The following is a 24,410-nucleotide window of genomic DNA, read 5'->3' as shown; positions in this document are numbered from 1 at the left end:
TCACCCGCTTCGATCAGGTCGGCCCCTTCGCCGGTGATGATCGTGTCATCACCGCCAAGCGCCACGACCCAATCGTCGTTGCGATAGCCTTGGATGGTTTCGGACAGTTCGTTGCCTTCGATGTAATCGACCTGCGGCGTGCCCGTCAGTTCGCCGCCGTAGAAATCGGCCACGGTGGCAAAGGCAAAGCCGGTGTCTTCCAGCCCTTCTTCATCCGCGATGCGGTATTCCACCACCACGTCGCCGGTGTAGCCATTGTCGAACCGAACGACGAGGAAGTTCTGATCGCGGAAGGTGACGATTTCGAACTGCCCCAGCGCGACGCGATTGCCCTGTGCCAGTTCGATCGGATCCCAGACGCCATCGACACCCACGAAGGTCGGGCGGGCGCGGTCGGGATCGTCAAGGTTCTGATCGATCGTACCATCGCCATCGGTATCGGCCTGTTCGATATCATAGTCGTTAAAGACCAGATCGTCGGTGCGAATGACCAGCGGCACGTCGAAAGGCGTCACAAAGCCTGGATCGTCCACGACGGTCGGGTCGTCGTTCGACGGCACGATCTGGATATCGACATAGCCTTCGGCAGTCCCGTCGGCCCCATCGGACAGCAGGTAGACAATCCCACCGGACACATCCGCGTCGATGAAGGGCGTGAACAGGAAATCGCCGTTGGCGTCGATTTCGATGGTGCCGTTCAGATCAAAGGCGGCATCCAACCCGAATTTGAAGATGTCGAACGGGGTGGACGGACGCCAGCCGATGATCTGCAGAACGTCGTCCGCATCCACATCGGTGTCGTTGGCAATCAGCGTGTCCAGACGGATGGTCGTCGGGATGTCTTCGGGCACCAAGATCAGGTCAGACACGGCCACGGGCGGCGCGTCCGAGGTGGCGTCGAAGTACATCGTGACAAAACCACCATCGACCAGACCTTCGGGGTCGGTGACGGAATAGCCAAAGGTCGCTTCGCCATAGAAGCCCTCGTCGGGCGTGAAGATGATGTTGCCACCATCGACCACAAGATCGCCGTTCACAGGGCCGGTCGCGGTTTCAAAGTTCACCGCAAAGCCTTCGACGTCATAGTCGTTCTTCAGCAGCTCTAGGATCGGGATCACCAGATCGGTGTCCTGCGTGCCGCGCAGAACATGCGCCAAGTCCTGATCGTTGTAGCGATCGTTGCGGGCGACGGGGTTGTCGTTCACCGGTTGATAGACCAGCGTCACGGTCGCGGTATCGCGCCCGCCCTGCCCGTCATCGATGGTATATTTGAACGTCGCCTCGCCGTTGAAATTGGCGTCCGGTTCGAACAGCACGGTCTGGTTGGCCAACAGTCTTGCGCGGCCACCGCTGGCGGCAAAGACCTTGTCGATCCGAAGCTCTCCGGCGCTGTTGGTGTCGTTGGCGATGAGCCGGTCCAGACCGATGACGATCGGGTTGTCTTCGAGGATCGGACCACCCTGATCGGTCGTCTCGAACCGGTCGTTGCGCGCATCCGTCCCGAAGGTCACGGGATTGATGGTCACGGTCACGGTGCCGGTGTCGGTCAGACCGTCAGGGTCGGCGACAATGTAGTCGAAGGTGGCTGTGCCAAAGTAATCCTCGGCCGGGGTGACGATGACATCGCCGTTGGCATCAAGGCTTACCGTCAGTTCCGGAGAGTTGATGACCGCCTGAATGGTCAGCGCGTCGCCGTCGATGTCGATATCATTGGCCAGAAGAGAGGCTGCGGAGATGGTGAACGTCGTGTCTTCGCTACCGATATAGCCGGTATCATTGCGCGCTTCGGGCGCGTCATTGACGGGCAGAACATTGATGTAGACCGTCGCCTCGGCCCGGCCGCCTTCCGGGGTGTTGGCGGCATAGGTGAACTGCGCTTCGCCATAGAATTCGGCATCAGGGGTGAAGGCGATATTGCCATCCGTCGACAACGACACGGTGCCGTTGACCGCGTCAAAGACCGACCCGACGATCATCCGGTCCCCGTCCAGATCATTGGACAACAGCCGTTCGACGTGCAGGTTCAGGAAGGTGTCTTCGTCCACCGTGAACCCGGTGTCGTCCTGCGCCTCGGCCACGGGCCGGACGTTGACCGAAATCTCGGCCTCGTCAAAGGCGTTGCGGCCATCAGTGATGACATAGCGGATCGTCGTCGCGCCAGTGAAACCATCATTGGCGGTAAAGCGGACGTTGCCATCGATGTCGATGGTCGCCGTGCCTTCGGGGCTTCCGTCGACCGACACAAGGGTCAGCGCGTCTTCGTCAGCGTCAAAGTCGTTCAGCAGGATGGTCGAGAGGTCGATGACCAGTTCTTCGCCGGAGGTGACCGAGAAGAAGCCATCGTCAGAGGCCACAGGGGCGTTGTTTTCCAGCAAGGCCAGCAGCGTTTCACGGGTCCAGATCGTGCCGTCGTCGAACAGGATTTGTTCGACGGAGTCCGCCTGTTCAGACAGGACGTTCAGCACGGTCAGGCTGTCCGTGGTGTTGCCTGCAAAGGTAATCTCGACCGAGTTGGAGCCTTGGAACAGGCGCGTGACCTCGGCATCCGCGACGTCAAAGCCAACGATGCGCAGGATGTCGGTGTCGGCGGCATCGGTGCCCGTATCAGCCACCCAGTCGTTGCCGTCACCCGCGGTGTAGATGTATTCATCCGACCCGCCCTGACCATCAGCCGTGTCGTCGCCCAGACCCAGATCGATCAGGTCCGCGCTGCCAAAGCCGTTGATGTGGTCACTGCCGTCAGTTTCAATATCGACCAGCGCGCGGGCGCGCATGTCGTCGCGGGTCCATACGGTATCGTCTGCAAAGCGTAGACTTAGCGACCGGGCGCTGCCATTCACATTGCCCAGCGCGTTGATCAGGGTAATCCGGTCTCCGGGTGTGTCGAAGGTCAGGATCAGATCATCGCTTTCGGGACCGGCGCGAACGGCCGAGGTGATGTTGTCGATGTTGTAGTCGGTGAGGATCAGTTCATTGGCGCCATAGCCAAACGCGTCGATCCGGTCGTCGCCATCGCCCGAGGCATAAAGGAACGTGTCGTTGCCGTTCAGACCGACCACCAGATCGTCGCCCAGACCGCCCGACAGCGTGTCATTGCCATTGGTGCCATAGACAACGTCATCGCCATCCGTGGTCTGCGCGTCTGTCAGAAGCGCGACGATATCCGGCACAGTGAATTCAGTGCCATCGTCCGACAGGATAATCCGTTCAATCCGGCGACTGCCGCCGGACAGGCCATCCGCGATGATGATCTGGTCGTCGCTGTCCGCAAAGCGGATGGACAGATCGGTGCTGTCAGTCCCCAGTCGCGTGAAGATCAAATCGTCGGCCGTGTAGCCGGTGATGATCAGCTGGTCGTTGTCCGAGAAGCTGCCATCGCGCAGGATGTCGCGCCCATCGCCTGCGGCAAACCGGTAGGTGTCCGCGCCGCCACCAAGGCTGATGCGGTCATCCCCCAACCCGCCTGCAATGTCGTTGGCCGCATCGTCACCAAAGATGAAATCGTCCAGCACGGTCGGGACCATGGCGATCAAATCACCCAGGCCCAGTTCCGTGCCGTCGTTAAAGCGGACGGTTTCGATGGTGCCGTCAGTCAGCGCGTTGTCGATCCGCACGCGGTCACTGTCCGTGCCAATAGCCAGGATCATCGCAGACCCGTCGCTGGATTGCGCGACGCGGATGTCGGCCACCGTAATACCGGGGCCAAGGATCAGCACGTCCGCCGCGCCGCCTTCGTCCACGATGCGATCCTGATCATCGCCAAGGTTAAACCGATAGGTGTCGTCGCCCAGCCCGCCTTCCAGCAGGTCAACGCCTGTGCCGCCGCTCAGCTCATCATCGCCATCCAGCGTAATCAGGCGGTCATCGCCGTCGCCGCCCAGAACGGTTTCAGCAACGTCAGAGCCGTAGATGACATCATCTCCGGCTGTCGAAGCCAACGCCATGGCCACCAGATCAGCCGCCGTCCAGACGGTCAGGTCGCTAAAGCGGACCTCGGACAGGGCCATGTTCGGATCGGGTTGCTGGCCAGTGTTGATGCGGTCACCAGTGCCGGTGATCTGCAGGGTGATGGTCGGCTGACCCGGCACCACCTGAACATCCGCGGGTGCGATACCCGCACCAAAGATGATGACGTTCGCACCCTCGGCGTCTTCGATCACGTCCTGACCATCACCGAGGTAGAAGAAGTAGCTGTCGTTGCCCGCCCCACCGCGCAGCAGGTCATCGCCTTCGCCGCCGGTGATGGAGTTGTCGCCGTCAGACCCTGTCAGCGTGTCGTTGCCTGCCAGCCCGTCGACGCTGTCCCCGATCAGGATTTCGACGTTATCATCGCCTGCCGTGGTCTGCATGACACGGGTCAGCAAATCCGCGCGCACCCAAGTGGTGCCGTCTTCAAAACGGATCTCTTCTATATCCGTACCGATGGGATCGCCTGCCGCGCCCTCCAACCGGATGCGGGTGGTGCCGGACAGGACACGCAGTTCCAGATCATCGCCGATCTGCACCACGGCGACATCCGCAGGCAGGACTGTGGCGTCAAATTCGATAACATCCACACCGCCTGCATCGCGGATCGTGTCACGGCCATCCGCCGCGCCGTACAGGTAGAAATCGTTCTCGGCCCCGCCGGTGATATCGTCATCGCCCGAGCCGCCGTCAAAGACGTCATTGCCTGCGAATTCGGCATCGTCGTCGCCACCGACAAGCGTATCGTTACCCGCGCCCCCCGACAGGCTATCGTCGCCTGCGCCGCCGGTGACCAGATCATGACCCGCCTCACCTGCGACTGCGTCATTGCCAAAGCCGCCAAACAGCTGATCGCCGTCCTCGCCGCCTGCCAGAGAGTCGTCTCCGGCCAGACCTTGGATCGTGTCGGCGCCGCCGTTGCCAAAGACCAGATCAGCCAGCGGGCCGCCTGCGATCGCGTTGGGATCGTCGCTGTCGCTGATGCCGTCGAGATCACGCTCCAGCGTCACACCACCAAAGTTGGCGGGTGTCAGTTGCGCTGCATCGACGTTCAGCAGGCGCAGGATCGACCGGCTGCCGCCTGCGTCATCGGCCAGTACGATGGTCGTGTCAGCGCCGTCCTGCACGATCTGCAAACGCCCCGTGACGAATGGGTTCGGCGTCGCCGCGACCAGACGCAGAATATCGCCCGCATCACCAGCGGTGAAATCCGTAATGACGTCTTCGGCGATATCGGCTGAAATCGCGAAGGTCGGGAGGTAGCGATAGATATCGCGCCCCGTACCGCCGGTGTATTCATCGACCGATGTGTCGGTCAGCAGATCGCCGATGATATCGTCGCCGTCGCCTGCGTCGATGGTATCCGCACCCGCACCGCCTTCGATGTAGTCCGCCTGTGCCGTGCCCGTCAGGACTTCGTCCGTGTCATCCCCATAGATCGCCAGACCGTCGATACCCACGTCGGGCTGCACTCGGGTTTCGATTTCAGCAAATGTCAGCGCTTCGAGGCTGTCGGTCAGCAGCAGTTCTTCGACCTTGCCAGCGTCACCTGCGAAGGCGCCTTTGACATCGATGCGGTCTGTGCTGCCCGCAAAGCGGATGGTCAGGTTGTCGCCATCCGGGCCGGTCCGAGAGAACCGCAGGTCGACAAGGTCGTAGCCCGAGATCTCCAACCGGTCGAGCGTCGCGTCGCCCTGATCGTCGATGGTGGTGAACCCGTCGCCAGCGGCATAGCGGTAAAGGTCCGCCCCTGTGCCACCCGACAAGAAATCGATGCCGGGGCCGCCAGTCAGGTCGTCCTCTCCTGCGCCGCCGAACAGGCTGTCGTTGCCCGTCCCGCCATCCAGCGTGTCGTTGCCACCTTCGCCGTTCAGCGTGTCGTTGCCCGACTGGCCGAACATCTCTTCATCGTCGGCGATCCCGTCGTACAGGTCGTTGCCCGCCGTCCCAAGCGTGGTCTGTGCCAGCAGATCGGCACGACCCCAGATGGTGCCGTCGGTGAAGGTGATCACCTCGATCTCGCCCGCGTTCAGGTAGTTTTCGATGGTGACACGGTCGTTGGTGCCGGGGATACGCAGGACGATGGCACTTCCGTCGCGCGCCGCGCTGATCATGGCCGGGGTGATGCCCGCGCCGAAGGCCAGCGTGTCAATGCCCGCGCTATCGTTGATGGTGTTCTGACCATCACCCAGTTCAAAGATATAGGTGTCGTCGCCGGTGCCGCCTTCCAGACGGTCGGTGCCTGCGCCGCCATCCAGCGTGTCGTCACCTGCGCCCGCGTCGATGGAATCCGACCCTACGCCGCCCGACAGCGCATCCGCGCCATCGCGACCGGTCAGCGTGTCATCGCCGCCAAGGCCTTCCAGCGTGTCATCGCCACTCATCCCAGACAGACGATCCGCACCGCTGGTCGCTGTCTGGCTGGCCGCCAGAAGCTGATCGAAGGTCCATACGGTACCGTCGTCAAAGTGGAATTCGTCCACCGCACGCGCCGTGTTCAGAAGCGTGTTCTTCAACAGGATGCGGTCTTCGGACCCGTCGAACCGGATCAGGATATCGTTGGTCGACGGCTGGCTGACCCGCAGGTCGGACAGGTTCAGGCCCGGCCCGAATTCGATGATGTCAAAGCCCGAGGCCTCTTCAATCGTGTCCTGACCATCGCCCAAGGCAAAGCGGAAGGTATCGTCGCCATTGCCGCCGGTGATGTTGTCTTCACCACGGCCGCCGACGATCGTGTCATTGCCGTCATCGCCTTCGATGGAATCGTCACCCGAGCCTGCAAGGATGCTGTCATTGCCAGAACGCGCGTCGATGGTGTCGTTGCCTTCGCCCGTGTCGAAGGTCTGATCCATGCCATCGCCGGTCAGATCATTGTCGGTGGCCGAGGCATCTGCCAACGCGACCAGATCGTCATGCGTCCACGTCGTGCCATCGGCAAAACGGACTTCTTCTACGCGGTTGAAGCTGCTGCCCAGCACATTGTCGAGGATCAGGCGGTCTTCGCTGCCGTCAATTCGGATGTGGATGTCGTTGCCCAGTCGGCTGACCGTGACTGCGGAAGGCAGGATGCCCGCCGCCAGTTCAACATGATCCGTGCCGCGCGCATCGTCGACAATAACGTTCCCGTCGCCCATGGCAAAGCGATAGGTGTCGTCACCCGATCCGCCTAGAAGCGTGTCCGCGCCGCTGCCACCAGACAGCGTATCGTTGCCGTCCCCGCCCGACACCAGATCCGATCCGGTACCGCCCAGCAGGCTATCGTCGCCATCGTTGCCGTTGATCGTGTCCGACCCGCCAAGGCCAGTGATCGTGTCCCCCTGCGCGGTGCCTTCGATCAGTTGCGCCGTGTCGTCGCCTGCCGTCAGGAAGGCGATCAGGGCCGCGCTGTCCCACGTGGTTCCGTCGTCAAAGATGATCTGTTCAATCGCCTGATCCGGGTTGGCAAAGGCGCCGATCAGTTCGATCCGGTCGCCCGCGTCGCCGATGATCAGGATGATATCGCTTGCGCCGCGCTGCACCACATCGACATCTGCAGGCGCGATGCCCGCACCCAGCTGAATGGTATCAAGTCCACCAAGATCGGTGATCTGGTCCACACCATCGCCCAGGCCAAAGACATAGGTGTCGTCGCCCGCCGCGTCGGTGATGGTGTCGTTGCCTGCACCACCTTCGATGGTGTCGTCGCCCGCGCTGCCTTCGATCTGGTCGCGTCCGCCAAGGCCAAAGATTTCGTCGTTCCCGTCCTGACCCTGCAGCACGTCCTCAAGCGCGGACCCGGTCATGGTCGTGTCGGCAATCGAACGGTCCACGATGTTGGGGGTCACCTCGATGGCACGGTTGCGCAACTCGCTGTTGCTCCACGTGGTGCCGTCATCGAACCGGACCTGATCGATAAAGGTGCGCCATGCGCCCTGTTCGATGGTGATCCGGTCGTCGGTACCTGCAATCCGCAGGATCATTTCCGAAGTGTCGTAATTGATCTCGACGATCACATCCGCGGCGCTGATCGTGGCGTCGAACTCGATGACATCGTTGTCGTAGTAATAGCCGTCGTACAGGATCACGTCCTGACCGAACCCGGCCGAGAACTGGAAGACGTCGTTGCGGATGCCGCCGCCCAGAACGTCGTTGCCGGTGCCGCCGACCAAGGTGTCGTAACCGCTGTCGCCCAAAAGGGTATCGTTGCCAGCGCCGCCGTCCATGACGTTGTCGGTGGTGCTGCCGATGATAGAGTCATCGCCATCCGTGCCCGGTGGCACCGGCGGGTTGTCCCCGTAGAAGCTGTCGCCCTGCTCGGGCACTGACATGGCGATCATGTCGGCTTCGGTCCAGATGGTGCCATCCGCGAATTCGACCTGATCCACACCCCAGCTTTCGTCGCCGTAGCTGTAGGAATAGATGGTCAGCCGCTCGGACGTGCCAGCAAAGTTCAGTTCGAACTGGTTGCCCACGTCATAGATGATCGAGATGTCGTTCTTATCTATGCTCGCGTCGAACACCACGCGGACCAGACCGCCCATGTTGGTGCGCGTCTCGATCGTGTCCTGACCGAACCCGGCCGAGTAGTAGATCGTGGCGCCACCGTCATCGTCCCAGACGTAGTCGCGGCCCGCGCCGGGCGTCAGATCGTCCAAACCCGCGCCCCCGTCGAGGTAGTCGTTGCCCGCCCCGCCGTCGAGCGTATCGTCACCGCCGCCACCATAAAGATCGTCGTTGCCGCTCGTCCCGGTCAGAGAGTCAGCCTGCGTGCCGCCAAGCAGCACTGAATCCAACACCGTCGCCGTCGCTTGGATCGTCGCGGCATCCCAGATCGTGCCGTCCGCGAATTCGATCGCGGAAATCATCTGCTGCGCATAGGTGCGCTGGTATTCGATTGTGCTGGCGCCGCCGTTGACCGAAATCAGCAGATTGCCGTTCACGAAGAACAGTTCAACATCGGCGACGTTGATCGAGGCCTGCAGTTCGATAACGTCATAGTCGGCGCTGCCATAGCTGCCACGCACGATGTCATGGCCTTCGCCAGCACCGAAGACAAAGCGGTCGTCGCCATAGCCGCCGAACATCGTATCGTGACCGGTGCCACCCGCGATCGTGTCGTCGCCCGACCCGGCATCGACATAGTCAGAGCCCGCGCCCGCGTTGATCACATTGTCAACGTCGTCGCCGTCCAGCCGATCGTCGCCAGCGCTACCATTCAGCGTACTGGTCGCGCCTGTGCCGTCATTGGGCACCAGCGCTTCGATGCCCGTGATGCCGTTTGTTTCGGCAAGAGCGGCGAAATCGGCCCAGGTCCATGTGGTGTCTGCGAATTGCACTTCGGTGAAGGCGTTGTTGCCAAGCCGCACGCGCCCTTCGCCAAAGTTCACTGCGATCTGATAGTCGTAATAGGCGCTATAGCCCGCCGTAACCTCGGTCGAATTCAGGTGGGTCAGGTCAAGGACGTCGATGGAAACGCCGTCAAAATAGCTGCTGATCCATACCGCGTCGAACCCGGCGGTCAGGTCGTAGGTATCGCTGCCTGCGCCGCCGTATAGCATGGTCTGACCCGGTCCTGCGGTCAGCACGTCATCCCCGGCAGAGCCGTAGATCGTGGCGTTCGTGCCTGTCGCACTAAGGACGTCATCCCCGGCACGGCCGTCGATCATCTGCGCAAGATCAGCTGCCGTGATCGTGTCATCTACGGCGTCGCCGATCAGTTCGACATTAACCAGCGGGACGATTTTCGCCACCAGATCGGCTGTCGTGTAGGTGGTCGCGTCGCCTGCGAATTGCAGCAGCGCATCGAACGTCGGCATCCCGGGCACCGGTGACGGGACGACTTCGCCCTCTCCGCTGCTGGTTGTGCGAATTTGGATTTCGTCAGTCTGCCCGGCAAAGCGCAGGATGTAGATCGGGCCGCTCCAGTCAGAGGTCTCGTAAACCTCAAGGTCGGTCCAAGTGTATGGCGCACCAAAGCTTAGCGTGTCTTGGCTTGCATCGTCGATCGTGATGGTGTCCTGACCGAAGCCTTCGGCGAATTGGTAGGTGTTGTTGCCAGTGGCGCCGGACAGATAATCGTTGCCAAGACCACCTTCGATCACATCGTCGCCGGACCCGCCGTAGATATTATCGTTACCCTCTGCACCGTTCAGCGTGTCGGCCAACAGACCAGCGCTTAGGTAGTCGTCGCCTTCCGTGCCGGTGAGGTTGTCGGCCACGCCGCCGGTAGGAGTCGTCAGTACGTTAATCGTGGGCAGAACGGCCGCCGCGCGCAGGGCCGCGGCGTCCCAGATGGTGCCGTCATCAAACTGGACAGCATCGATGCCGCCGGTCGCCGGATCGATTTCGTTGCCGTCCGTGATGGTCAGGCGGTCGTTGGTGCCTGCAATTCGCAGCACCAGATCACCGCCGGTGTCTGTGTCCTTCTCGACGATGATATCGGCGGGCAGAATACCTGCGTCAAAGCGCACGGTATCGATGCCGGTGATGCCGCTGTCGGTGATCGTATCCTCACCAAAGCCCAAGGCGAACAGGTAGTCGTCGCTGCCCTCGGCCCCGTCCAGCAGATCATTGCCGGTGCCACCGGTCAGGGTTTCATCCGTCGCGCCACCCGTCAGCGTGTCGTTGCCAATCCCGCCGTCCATCCGGCTGGCCGTGTTCGGAAGGCCGATGATCTGGTCATCAGCATCGGTGCCTTGCAGCAGGTTGGTTGCTGGATCGCCCTCTTGGATCAGGCCTGCAGGTCCGGGCCACGGCAGGGCCGCGGCGATCATGTCCGCGTGGCTCCACGCGGTGCCATCGTCGAAGGTGACGGTTTCGATGCGTTTCCCGCTGTTGCTGATCGTTTCCTTCAGGGTGACGCGGTCGCCAGAGCCGGGCAGATCCAGAATGATATCGCCGCCGTCGGTGTAGACGATCACATCACCCGGCACGATAACCGCGTCGAACTGCACGGTGTCGCCGCCGGAATAAAAGCCGTCCTCAACAGTGTCGTGACCGTCGCCCGGCGCGAACATATAGACATCAGCCCAAGCCCCGCCCTGCATCAGGTCGTCGCCCAGTCCACCGTCCAGCGTATCGTTGCGGTCGCCACCATCCAGCGTGTCGTTGCCGACCCCGCCATATAGGACATCGTTGTTGCTTTGCCCTTGCAGCAGGTCGTTGCCTTCCCCGCCGGTCAGGGTGTCGTTGCCATTGGCCCCAAGGATGGTGTCATCCCCGCCAAGACCGTCGATGTCGTTCGCATTGGCATCGCCGGACAGGCTGTCGTTGCCTTCCGTCGGCAGGCCAAGACGCGCGACCAGTTCCGCGTGGGTGATGGTTTCCGTGCCGCCATTGAAGCTGAGTGTTTCGATGACCGAATAGCTGTGACCCAAGGCGTTCTGCAGGGTCAGGCGATCCTCGGACCCGGCGAATTCGATGATCAAATCCGTTCCACGCGAAGACACCATAAGATCGGCCAGATCAAAGCCCGCACCGAACACGACAAGGTCGGCGCCCGAATTGCTGGGCGCGGCGAATTCATAGATCGTGTCCTGACCGAAACCGACCTCGAACAGGTAGGTGTCGTTCTGGTTGCCACCGTTCAAATAGTCGTTGCCGGTACCGCCGGTAATCGTGTCGTCGCCGTTGCCACCGTAAATGGAATCGTTGCCACCACCGCCGCTCAGGTCGTTGCCGCTCAGATCGCCGTTCAGCACCTGATCGTCGTCCGTTGGCGCGTTGGCCATCGCCAGCAGCTCTTCGTGCGTCACTTCGGTCGTGTCGTCAAAGACGACGGTTTCGATCTTGCGGTTGGTGACGTTCAGCGCGTTTTCGATTTTGATGCTGTCGCCGGTTGGGAAGGTCAGGACCAGCGCGTTGCCGGTGATGTGCACCGACATATCGTCCGCACTGATGCCCGCGCCAAAGATGATGCGATCAGCCGTTGATGCGTTGTTGCCATTGTCGTTGATCGTGTCGTTGCCGAAGCCCGCTTCGAAAACGTAGGTGTCGCTGTCGTAGCCGCCGTAAAGGAAATCGTTGCCGCTGCCGCCAATCAGGGTGTCTTCGCCATTGCGCATCGAAATGACGTCGTTGCCGCCGCCGCCGTCGATGCTTTCGTTGCCCAAGGCCCCGTTCAGCGTCTGATCTGCATCGGTGGGTTGATTGGCCAGCGCCAGCAGCGCGTCGAAATCGACGATGAACCCGTCGACCGTGCCATCGTCAAAGACCAGTTTTTCGATCTTACGATTGGCTACATTCAGGACGTTCACCAGCAGCAGGCTGTCACCGTTGGCGAAGCTGATCAGGATATTGTTGCCCTGCGTTTCGGCCGACATATCCTCGAACGCGATGCCGGGACCAAAGACGATCTGGTCATCGTCGGATGCGTTGTTGCCATAGTCTTGAATGGTGTCGTTGCCGAAGCCCAGTTCGAACAGATAGGTGTCGCTGGCATAGCCACCGTCGAGGCTATCGTTGCCCGTGCCACCGATCAGGACGTCTTCGCCGCCCGTTGCCACGATGGTGTCATTGCCATCGCCCCCGTTGATCGTTTCCGGGTCATAGCTGCCTTTGATCGAAGTATCACCATCAGAGGGCGCAAACACCCGCGCGACCAGATCTTCGTGGGTCAGCGTGGTGCCGTCGGCAAAGTCAACGAACTCGATCCGGCGGAGCGAGCTGTTCATCGTCCCTTGGATCAGGATCGAATCTCCGGTCGGGAAGGACAACAGCAGATCGTTGTCCTGACCTTCGACGATCAGGTCGTCCAGTTCGATCCCTGCGCCAAAGACAATGCGATCCGCGAAAGAATTGCTGTTGCTGCCATCGTCGCGGATCGTGTCGTTGCCGAAGCCCGGTTCGAACCGATAGGTGTCGTTGTTGCTTTGGCCGCGCAGGTAATCGTTGCCCTGTGCGCCGACAATTTCGTCATCGCCATTGCCTCCGGTGATGGTGTCATCACCCCAGCCGCCGGTCAGCGTTTCGGCACTGCTGGTGCCGCCGATGACCTGTGATACGGTGGTGGTGAACGGCGCACCCGAGAAGTTGCCCAACGTCAGCTCGATCATCGCGACGCCTTCCAGACGGAAGATCTGCCGCGCCGAGGTGAGGTCGTAGACGCCGGTTTCGACGAAATACACGTAAGTGTCCGCGCCTTCCTGATGGGCGACGACCTCACCGCTTAGCCCGGCGGCGATGCGGATATCCAGCTTGTCCCCCAGATCACCGGTTTCGAACCCGGCAATCGTGATCAGCGGCGTGCCTTCGTCCACTTCGGGCAGGAAGGTTTCGAATGTCTCGACCACGCCGGCCTCGGCCACGATGCGGCGGGCCTGCATGTTCGACGTATCCGCGCCCGCGTCCGTACCGGTGCTACCGCCCGAACCGTCGCCGCCATTGGCGTGGCTGAAGGTGTCAGACAGGAAGGGGTTGGTGTCGGCGACACTGGGCGACAGCAGGCGCTGCGCCTCGTCTTCCGTGACCAAGGCGGCCTGCATCTGCGCGGCGGTAAAGGATTGACCGACGGTGAAGTAGAAGTTTTCGATGGGCGTCTGCGCGGTGGCGAACTGGTTGCGGACCAAAAGCTGATCGGTATGCCCAACAAAGCGGATTAGCAGGTCATCGCCCTGCTGAACGGCCACCATGTCAGCGGCATCAAAGCCCCCGTCAAAGATCACCGCATCCGCGGTACCGCCGCCGAACCCGGCCTCGACCACTGTGTCGCGGCCTGCACCCGGAGCAAAACGGTAGGTGTCATTACCTCGCCCACCGGCCAGCAGGTCGTCGCCCGCGGTACTGGCGAATTCCAGATCGACAGAGTAGCGCGACCCGAGGTCGATGACCTCATCGCCGGCGCCGCCAGCAACGGCAGCGGACAGGATGTCTTCGATCGTCCATGTCTCACCATTGGTGAAGCGGAATTCCTCGACCCCGGTGTTGCCCGCATTAGCCGCGAACATGTCCTTGATGGTCAGCCGGTCCTGCGTGCCCGCAAGGCCGATCACAAGATCAGCGGGGCCAACGGTCAGGAAGGTGATGTCGGCGGGAAGGATGCCCGCACCGAATTCGATGGCGTCGATGGCCGCGTTATCCAGCTCTTCTTCATCGCGGATGGTGTCCTGACCATCACCGATGTTGAAGACGTAGCGGTCGCCACCAGAGTTACCTTCCAGCAGATCGTTGCCCAACCCGCCGTCCAGCACGTCCGCGCCGCGTCCGGTTTCGATCGTATCGTTGCCACCTTGACCATAGACGGTGAACGACGGCTCTGGCGTCGTGGTGGGGCCGGAGGCGAGAATGATATGGTCGTCCCCATCGGTCGAGGGTATCGCCCGTGCAAGGTTGGTGATGGACAGGGTCCGTCCGTCGTTGAACCGCAGCGTGCCGACGATGGCGTCGGGATCACCTTCGGGGTCCAGCAGGGTCAAGCGGTCTTCTGTGCCCGCGATCAGCAGGATGATGTTACCATCCGCATCCCGCTTGGCCGAGATGTCTTCCAGCGCGATGCCAGCCCCAAAGACGATGGTGCCAAAACCGTCGGCGGATTTGGTTGCCGCGATCCGGTCCTGTCCGTCGCCAAGGTCGAAATAGAACAGATCCGTGCCGCGACCGTCAAAGATCAGGTCGTTGCCAAGCCCCGCGCGATAGTCTTCGTCGCCCGCAGTGCCGCGCAGCAGATCGTCGGTGTCGGATCCGACGGCGTTGACCAGATCCAGCAGCGCGTCACGCGTCCAGATGGTGCCGTCGCCAAATTCGATTTCCTCGATCGCGGCGTTGCGGACAAGGATTGAATCGTCGCTCGCGAGGAAGCTGAGAAGCAGGTCGTCGCGGTCATCTGCCAGACGTTCGACGCGCATTTCCGACGGGCGATAGCCGGTCAGGATCAGACGGTCAAAACCAGAGTTGTCTTCGATCACATCCTGACCATCGCCGGGAGAGAACAGGTAGACGTCATCGCCACGGTCGCCAAAGATGATGTCATCCCCGCCCTTGGCATTGATGGTGTCGTTGCGTTCGCTGCCACGCACCCAGTCGTTGCCTTCGCTGGTCTGACCTTCGACCATTTTCTGGATCAGATCGGCAGCACCCCACGTCACCTGATCGGCCACGAAGAAGATCGACGGCACCGCGCCCGAGCCGAGCCCACCCGCGATCACAACCTGACTGTCACCATTCTTGAAATCGATAACGACATCATCGGTGGACCCGTCGGCACGGCGTACCTTGACGTTGTAGCTGGCGGTTTCGAACAGGCGCAGGGTCGCTTCGGTGACGCGCGGACCCATTTCCACCCGGTCGATGCCCTGACCCGGCGCGATGTCCACCACGCTGCCCTGATCAAGGATAACCAGATCATGGCCTTCGCCCGGGACCAGCGGCACGCCGGGCAGGAAATCAGAGCCGTCGACGACGTTCTGGCCGTCAAAATTGGCTTCGCGGCGCAGGATATCCCGCACGTCATCGATGGTCAGTTCGGTGCCATCGGCAAAGGCAAACACTTCGACCGGGGTGTCCTTGTAGCCGCCCAGAACAACGATCTTTTCGCCGGTGCCACCAAGGGTCACGACCAGATCGCCGTCGATGTTGCGGAAGTCGATGGTATTCTGTTCGATCCCGTCGCCAAAGACGATGCGGTCCACGCCCGCCGTGTCCTTGATCGCGGTAGACGTATCGCCAAGGTTCACCAGATAGGTGTCATCCCCGGCCCCGCCTTCCAGCGCGTCCGCACCGCTGCCGCCGCTGATCGTGTCGTCACGGTTATCAAGGCCCGCAAGGCGTTCATCTGCCTCGGTCCCTGTCAGCATGTCGTTGATGATTTCGTCCAGCGTCAGGATAGACGCATCGGCAAAGCGGAACTCTTCAACCCGCGTGTCGCCTAGCCCGCCAACGATGGTCAGCACGTCGCTGCCGTTGCCAAGATCGATGATCAGGTCCAGACCGTCGCGGCTGATCTGCAGCATGTCGCGCGTCACGGTCGCGCCGAACTGCACCTGATCGATCACGCCGGGCGCGTCGGGCCGTTCGATGATCCGGTCGAAATCATAATCCGCGCCAAATGCGTAGACATCTGCGGCCGATCCACCGACCAGCGTATCGTCACCCTGACGGCCATCCAGCACGTTGGGGTTGGACGGGTTGCCTTCGATCAAGTTGTCGCCGCGGTTGCCGCCTTCGATCTGCAACAGCTCTTCAATGTCCGAGATGTCGAGGACCGAGTTGTCGTCGGTGAACTCAAACCGTTCGATCCCGTTTTCCAGATCAAGGAACTGGTTGCGGATGCGCAGAGTGTCGGTGCGGTCTTGGACCGAGATTACCAGATCGTTGCCGTCCTTGGTAAAGACAACGTTGGCCTGCGTGATATCCGCGCCAAAGACGATGACGTCATCGACGGGTACGTCGACACCTTTGCGGTCGATCCACGACGCCCGGACGCGGGTGTCGATGATCAGGTCTTCGCCATAGCCCACGTCGAACAGGTATGTATCCCCACCGTCGCCGCCGATCATCGTGTCGTTGCCGCCGCGGGAATCCAGCGTTTCGGCAAAGTTTGACCCAACGATTTCCTCGGCCCCAGCCGTGCCAACCAAATCAATGTCTTCGGGGTTAAAGTCGGTGTATTCCAGAATGGTGTCGCCGAACTGGAAGAATTCCACGGCGTGTTTCTGGGCCGCCGCGCGGACGTACTGATCCTCTAGGATGATTTTGTCGGTGGTGCCGTCGATCGAAATGATCAGGTCCAGCGCCGTCCGTGAGAAGCTGACATCGGTAGAATTCAGGCCAATGAATTCGATGGTATCGATACCGGGGCCCGAGAAGATTTCGGACGTGGTGTCGAAAATCGTGTCTTCGCCATAGCCGGTCGCAAAAACGTAGGTGTCGTTGCCACCAAAGCCTTCCAGCCGGTCATTGCCCAGACCGCCATCCAGACGATCGGCAATGATTTCAAAGCCATAGATCGTGTCGTCGCCGTCGGTTTTGGCAATATCGACATAGTGCTGCAACAGCTTGACGGAATCCCAGACGGTTCCATCAGCGAACTCGATCTCTTCGATCATGTTCACGAAGCCGACCAGCAGGATGTAGTCGAGGAAATCCGACATGATCAGCTGATCGGTCGTGTCCTTGACCTGCATCCGCAGCGTGTCGGTCGATCCGTCTCGGATAAAGTCGAAGTCGGTCCAGCGCAGATCGTCGATGAACTCGACCTTGTCGTCTTTGGACCCGAACAGGGACGAGCTCATATCCTGATCAATGATCACGTCGCTGCCGTAGTCGCGGCCATAGATGTAGGTGTCGAACCCTTCAAAGCCGGTCAGGAAGTCATCGCCCGCGCCGCCGTCCAGCGTGTTGTCGTTCAACACGCCATAGATCGCGTCGTCGCCATCGGTCTTGGCGTTTTCCAAGACCCTTTCGATAATCTGCTGCGCCGTCAGTTCGGGACCGCGTTCAAACGTGATTTTTTCGATCAGCTGCGGAGACACGAAGTCGAGCCCGGTTTCGAACCCGACTGCTTCGGCAAATGCGCCAAGGTTCAGACGCATCCCGCCGAACTGGCCAACGATCTTGACCGTGTCCGAGGTCAGGTTGCCCTGATCATCCAGCAGCGTGATCAGAAGGTCATCGCTGGCGCCATCGCGGGTCAGGTACAGATCGTCGCTGGTGACGTCACCGCGGAACATCAGGAAGTCGAGCCCCGCCTCGACCGGGCCGAAGGAGAAGTTGCCAAGGTCGTCAATTACGTCCTGACCATCGCCACGGCGGATGTAATAGGTATCACCCCCCGCGCCGCCGGACAGGTAGTCATTACCAAGACCGCCAAACAACACATCGCCCGAGCCAGAACCATAATAGCTATCGCTATAGACCTGATCGCCGCGGTCATAATCGATCACGGCAAAGGCCATGCGATAGCGATCCCAGATCGTTCCGTCGGCAAAGATGATTTCGTCGACGCCCGTCTGGGTGCGCGATCCGTCACGAAGCAGCGTGTTCAATTCACCTAGGAACTGGTCCTGCAGGCGAATGAAATTGGCGCGGTCGTTGTAGTACAGGATCATGTCCTGACCTTCGCGCACGGCCTCGATATCGCTTTCCATCATATGGACAAGGCGCAGCTGGTCCGCGTCGCCAAGGTCGCGGTCATAGATCACGTCGCTGCCGCTATTGCGACCGACGAAATAGATGTCGGACTGGACCGCCTTGGTGAAGGCGTCGCTGTTTTCTTCGTAGCTGCCGGTGACCGTCTGATCGCCTTCGGTCAGGTAGAAGAAGTTGATGCCGTCTTGGCCCACGACGGCGGTTTCCACGGCCTCGTGCGTGATGATACGGCGTTCGTCCATGCCAAAGGCGTTGGCAATTGCGAACAGGTCCAGATCGATTTCGACGTTTTCCATCGCCGCCAGAACCATCTGGAAGATATAGGCCTGATCGAACTCTGCCTTGCTTTCAAAGAAGAAGTTCGGATCCCCTGCCTTGTAGTTGGGGAAGACCTGCTGAAGGATCATGCTCCATTCGACAAGGTAGTCGTAGACGGCATCGTCCGCATTGGTCGCGGGCGCACCTTCGAAAATCGCCTCGAGCATCGGGGCCATTTCGCGATCGGTCGTCGGACGATAGACGTCGTTTTCCAGATCATAGGTCAGGCCGCGTGCGAAATCCGACAGGCCTTGCTGCAGCGCCAGTTTCACCGCCAGACGATAGCTGGTCAGGGTGTACTGCTGCATGGTCAGGCCGACCATTTCGATCATCGGCTTGATGACCGAGTCGTAGGTTTCGGTCGAGAAGGTGTAGCTGGCACCTTCGGTAACGCGGTAATCGATCAGGCCGGTGGAATTGTCCAAGGTGGCCGACAGCATGTGCGGCTGGAAATCGTCGCCGCCCAAAGCACTTGCAAATTGCAACTGACCGGGTGTCAGGCTGACCACGCGATAGGCGCTGTCGTCGCTGACCCCGACCTCTTGCAGCGTGTCCAGATCGACCTGGTAATTGCGCAGGTTGAATTCGCGCGAGTCGCCGGTTTTGAACTGAAGCTCTAGCGCGCGATCAAGGTTACGCGCCCAGACAAGGAATTTACCATCCTGATCGGTGACCTCGACCGTGTAGTCGACGGTGATGCCATCGGTGACACGCACCCCGATCCGTTCAACGGGAATGGCGGCGTATTCGTTGTAAAGGATGTTTTCGACACGCCATTCCTGACCATCCGCGCGATCAAGGGAAAGGATATCTTCAACGGTCGGCAACGGGATAATCGCGCCGGTGCCATCGGTGATGTCGCGCCCGCTGGCCAGACGCCAGCTGCCGTCAGTGTTCTGGATGCCATAGTCGTCGATGACGGCACGGCCATCCACGATCCGCATCAGGTAAGGTGCGTTGTCACGGTGTTGCAGTTCATAGTCGCGGCTGGCCGAGGACCAAGCCTGTTCCAGCTGCCATGTCTGATCGGCTGCCGAGGCCTGCGCCATGACGTCTTCCAGCGTGGGTCGGTCAATGACCGCACCTGTGCCATCCAGAAGCGGCGCACCGCTTTCCAGCGTCCAGAATCCACCCGTGGCGTCTTCGACATAGATACCGCGATCGACCAGCGTAACCTTGCCATCCACGTCGGTCTGCAACAGCACTGGCATCAGTTCGCGCGACTGGACCATCGTCTGGCCCCAGTAGTCGAGGATCGGCCCGACCTGTTCGACCAGTTGGAAGAAATCCGGTTCGGTCATGGTCGCGGCTGCGGTGGCGGCGATCTGGCCCAGCTCGATGTCGTTTGCCATGGCGACGGACAGATCTGTGGTGCCGCCATAGCCCTTAGCATCGAACTGCAGATCCGTCTGCCATGGGGCGATACCGGCTTCGCCCGCAAATTTGCTATCCGATTCAATCGTTTCAAAGATCGCTTCGAACATCAGGCGGGTATCGCCATTGTCAAAGGTCACGTCGCCCACGGCCAAAAGGTCAGCGCCCTGCGGGGTCGTGATATCGATCGGCGTCGAGGTGAGAGAGAACGAAACGATGTTCAGCTCTTCCAGCGTCAGCAGTTCGCCGTCGTCGGTGACGCCGTCTTCGTTGGCGTCCTTCCAAATGCGCAGCTGGTCCCAGATCACGTCGTCGGCGGTGATCAGGCCGTCTTCGTTGCCGCCCTTTTCGGCGGCGTCCCACTGGCCCAGATCTTCGAAGCCGCCGTCGAACTGGTTTCCGAACATTTCGCTTCGGTCGTCGATACGGTCGTTGTTGTTGACGTCGTGGACAAGGAACCCGTCGTCGCCACCCAGCCAGCCGCTGCGTTCAGCGAACAGATCGTTGTCGAGGTCAAAGTAGACCTTGTTGGTTTCGACCGCGATGGTTTCCAGCCCGTCGCCATCAAGGTCGATTGCCAGCGGGTCCGCGCCTGCAGCCCAGCCAAAGCCCTTGTCCAGACGGATCTTGGCCCCCCAAAGCGCCATAACGGCGTTGAAGTCGGAAAGCTTGCTCCATGCCGTCAGGAAGGCGCCTACGGCGGGCGTCGCCTTGATCAATTCGTTCGCGATCGAAAACGCGCCAAGGATGATCGACAGCACATCCGGGAAGGCGAAGATCAGCCCAAGGTCCTGCGTATCGTTGCTGAGGCTTTGTTCGAATTGCGTCACGCCCCCCAGCAAGTCGAGCGAATAAAGATCGGTGTGGAAAACGATGTTCGAATAATCGTAGGCGCGGACGGTCTGGAAATTGGTTTCCGCCCCCGGATCCATGACATCGGCCGGAAGGGTGCTGCCGGTCACCAGTTGCCATAGCAGATCGCCGGTGTTGACCACCCGCAGGTTGCCGTCCTGCGTGGCGACGAAGGCCATGAAGGGCAACCAAGTGTCATAGAAGATGCGAGCATAGTTACCGGTTGCGGCGCTGGCCATCAGCGCGGCGAAACCAGCGGTATTGGCGACCGCACTAAAGACCGAGTCTACCGCAAAGCCCAACTTACTAAGCGCGAACAGACCAGCCGAGCCTGCCACCACATCACCGCCGACCAGCGGCACACCGTAGAAAGTCAGGATGTCGAATTTCTGCGGGTCGTAGATCGTGGTGTCCGGATAATAACGGAAGTGGTCCGCGTTTTCGCTGGCATCCGCAGGACCTTCGACCGGCGGGCCCCCTTGGATCGGGTTATCGATGAACTTCTGACCTGTTTCCAGATCGCCGTACATCTCACCCCCGGCCGAGTAGTTGACGATCACGTCACGGCCCAGACCACCGATGGTCTTCACGTTTTCGCCGCCGTAGGCGATGACGATGTCGTTGTCGTCCCCGCCGTCCAGCGTAAGATCTTCGGCGTCCGTGTCTTCGGCAAACAGCACGTCAATCCCGCCGCCGCCGTAGATGCCGCCGATACCGCTGTGACCAAACTCTTCGCCCTCTCCGGCCTCGGTCAGGTAGAAACGGTCGTTGCCATCAGTCAGGAAGACATCGTTCATCTGAACGAATTCGATGTTCTGATCACCGTCATCTTCGTTACTGATCAGCGCCTGAACCAGCATCGGCTGCGCGCCAAGGCTGAAGTTGGTGGCGATGTAGGCCCCGGTCAGGGTCGGATTGGCTTCTTGTACGAAGCCATCGATCATATAGACGCCCGAGGCCGCGTAATTCGAGAACGGGCTGGAGAAATCCAGAACGTCATGCCCGGCGCCGAAGTTAATGGTCAGCAACTCACCTTCGCGCGCGCCGCCGCCTTCCATCAGAACGAAATCACTGGCGTCGCTCAGCTCGACCTCTTCGATGTCGATCAGGCTGTCGGTGACAGGGCCTTCGCCGGTGATCCCAGTGATGGTCATGTGGCTGCCCTCGGTCGGGTCGCCATCTTGGAAGATCAGAGTGTTGACGGGCGTGTCGTAGCGAACAATTTCGTAGCCTTCGCCACCGTCCAGCAGGTTGATCCCGCCGCCACCGATCAGGATATCGTCGCCATAGCCGCCACGCAGGGTGTCATCTTCGGCCCCGCCATCCAGATGGTCTGCGCCATCGTCGCCGAACAGCTCGTCATCGCCTTCGCCGCCATCGACGGTGTCGTCACCCGCGTCGCCGCGCAGGTAATCGTCACCGGAACCACCATCAACGGTGTCACTGCCACCGCCGCCGTATAGGTCATCATCCCCGATCCCGCCGTCGACAAGGTCGTTGCCTTCGCCGCCTTCAAGTGTGTCGTCGCCCACCCCGCCTTCGAGCGTGTCATAGCCGCCGCCACCGTCCAGTTCATCGTCGCCCGACCCGCCTTCCAGAAGGTCAAAGCCGTCACGACCCAGTAGGATGTCCTGACCGGCGCCGCCTTCTATGGTGTCGTCGTCATAGCCCCCATCAAGGTAGTCGTCGCCGGACCGCCCTTCGAGGACATCATCGCCCGCATCGCCATAGACCGCGTCATTGCCTTCGCCAGCATAGAGGTCATCGTCACCGCTGCCGCCTTGCAGTTCATCCGCACCAAGTTCGCCATAAAGAATGTCGTCGCCGCTATCGCCAAAGGCCACGTCATCGCCGCTGCCGCCGTCGATGAAATCATTGCCGGTCCCGCCGATCAGGGTGTCCTGACTGCCGCCACCGTACAGATCGTCGTTTTCCGCGCCGCCATCGATCAGGTCAACGCCCGCACCCCCGCGAATGGTGTCGTCGTCTTCATCACCATAAAGCGTATCGTCACCGCCATCGCCCAGAATTGAATCGTCGCCGGACCGGCCTTCGACCAGGTCAGCATTTTCGCCTGCTTCGATCGTGTCGTCGCCAGAGGCGGCATCAATGGTATCGCTGCCCGCGCCGCCCGTGATCTGATCATCGCCAGTGCCGCCATAGATCAGATCGTCATCGCCGCCGCCGTCGATGGTATCGTCACCGCTGCCGCCATAAAGATCGTCGTCACCAGACCCGCCGAAAATCTCGTCTCCGCCAGCATCGCCATAGACGACGTCATCGCCGCTACCCGCCTTGATGCTGTCAAACCCGTCGCCGCCGTAAATCTCGTCCTGACCGCCGCCGCCTTCGATGCTGTCGTCACCGGAATTTCCGTAGATGTCGTCGGCGTAATTCGCATCCCCGCCGAGCAGGGTGTCGTGGCCCGCGCCACCTTCGATGGAATCCCAGCCGTCCTGACCGTCGATGCTGTCGTTGCCAGCGCCGCCATAGATCGTGTCAGCCTGCTGACCTGCACCGCCCATGATGGTGTCGTCACCGTCGCCACCATCGATCGTATCCCAACCGTCGCCGCCATCGATGCTGTCGGCTTCGGCGTCACCCATGATGGAATCGTCGCCTGACTGGCCCAAGATCGTGTCCTGTCCAAGACCGCCGTCGATCGTGTCTTCGTCGGCACCGCCTTCGATGTGGTCCGCGCCTTCGTCACCGGTGATACTGTCGTCGCCATCGCCGCCGTAAAGAGAGTCGCCCTCACTGCCGCCTTCGATGGTGTCGCCGCCGTCGTTACCCGAGATCGAGTCGATGCCAGCGTCGCCCTTTAGCAGGTCGTCGCCCGACCCGCCTTCGACGGTATCGTCGCCCTCGCCGCCCTCGACGGTGTCTTCACCGCGATCGCCCACTATCGAGTCGTTTTCGCTGGCACCCAGCAGGCTGTCGTTGCCCCAACCGCCTTCGATGGTGTCGTCACCCGACCCGCCGTCGACCGTATCGTCGCCATAGTTGATACCGCCGTTGATGCTGTCCGCACCGGCGCCGCCCAGAATTGAGTCCGCCTGATCGCCGCCGTCGATGGTATCGTCGCCCGATCCGCCTTCCAGCGTGTCGTCGCCCAGATAGCCATCGATGCTGTCGGCACCGGCATCACCCTTGATGCTGTCGTTGCCCAGCCACCCCTGCAATTCGTCGTCACCGGAACCGCCTTCGATGGTGTCGTTGCCCTGACCGCCATCAATGGTGTCCAGACCCTGCCCGCCATAGATTTCGTCCTGGCCACCGTTCAGGATCGACCCGGCACCGCCGTAGATCTCGTCGTCACCAGAGCCGCCGGTGATCGTGTCATTGCCGCCTTCACCGTCGAGGTAGTCAGCGCCTGCGCCGCCATCCAAGTCGTCTGCGCCATCGCCGAAACCGCCGCGCAGGGTGTCGTTCCCGTCGCCGCCCGACAGCGTGTCCTGATTGGCCCCGCCATCGAGTTCATCGTTGCCTGCGCCGCCCGACAGCTCGTCTTGATATTCGCCGACACCGCCATGCAGCGTATCGTCGCCCCCACCGCCCGAGATCGTGTCGGCCCCCGCGCCGCCGTCGATATCGTCACCGCCTTCGCCGCCAGAAATGTCGTCGTTCCCGCCGTCACCGCGGATGGTGTCGAACCCGGCGTTGCCGCTTAGCTCATCATCGCCGCTGCCGCCCGTGATCTCGTCATTGCCATCACCGCCCGACACGGTGTCGTTGCCGCCTGCGCTGTTGATCGTGTCATTTCCGGCCAGACCGTTGATTTCATCATCGCCGGAAGTGCCGGGAAGGAAATCGTCGTTGGGGGTACCATCAATAGCCAT

At 61.0% G+C, this 24,410-nt stretch carries 1 protein-coding gene (cut by a window edge); it reads right to left on the bottom strand.

From position 1 onward, the window contains the following. Positions 1-24,410, bottom strand: the 5' portion of a protein-coding gene (locus ACI3GR_RS00415) for a tandem-95 repeat protein (RefSeq protein ID WP_407491792.1). The gene continues 10,045 nt to the left of window position 1, outside the view; the window shows 24,410 of its 34,455 coding nt (coding positions 1-24,410); it begins with the start codon at positions 24,408-24,410; its stop codon lies beyond the left edge, outside the window.

The organism is Pseudooceanicola aestuariicola (genome assembly GCF_045763785.1).
Lineage (GTDB): Bacteria > Pseudomonadota > Alphaproteobacteria > Rhodobacterales > Rhodobacteraceae > Pseudooceanicola.
This window is presented reverse-complemented; position numbering and strand designations above follow the sequence as displayed.